The sequence below is a fragment of the Bradyrhizobium sp. NBAIM08 genome (assembly GCF_020193935.1).
GTDB classification, from domain to species: Bacteria; Pseudomonadota; Alphaproteobacteria; order Rhizobiales; family Xanthobacteraceae; genus Bradyrhizobium; species Bradyrhizobium yuanmingense.
In genome coordinates this window covers 1-437 of sequence record NZ_JADYVR010000472.1, presented here as the reverse complement: position 1 = coordinate 437, position 437 = coordinate 1, and the positions used below count along the sequence as shown (strand labels likewise).

The 437-nt window shown below is 67.5% G+C and carries 1 pseudogene; it reads right to left on the bottom strand.

Annotated features, from left to right (window positions below):
• Positions 1–312, bottom strand: a pseudogene (locus I6F37_RS40495) (hypothetical protein); the annotation flags it as partial.
• Between the last annotated feature and the right edge of the window lie 125 nt (positions 313–437).

Below are 437 nucleotides of genomic sequence, written 5' to 3'. Positions count from 1 at the left end.
CAGATAGCCTTCGAGATAGACGATCTTGGCCGCCTTGACGGTGTCGGCGTCGATATCGGCGGCGGTGAGGTTCTGGCAGGCGCCGAGATAGGTGTTCATCGTCCGCTCGCCGTCGGGCGTGACGAGGATGAAGCTGCGCGCGGTCGCCGGCCCTTCGCGCGCGGGATCGACACCATAGGCGACGCCGACCGCCTGGAGGTCGCGGTCGAACGCCACCGTCAGCTCACGCGAAGCCCGCAGGTACGCCCGCCACGACACCTGCTCCTCGTCGGTCAGCCACCGCACCGCGTCGTCACCGCCGTCCCGCTGCATCGCGTCTCCCCCCATTGCGTCCGTCACCGTCGTCCCGCTCATCGGACCTCACGACTGGTCAATCTGCCCATCGTGGCACGGCTCGGCTCCACGACGTGGGTCCATTCCCGTTCAAAGTGGACAAC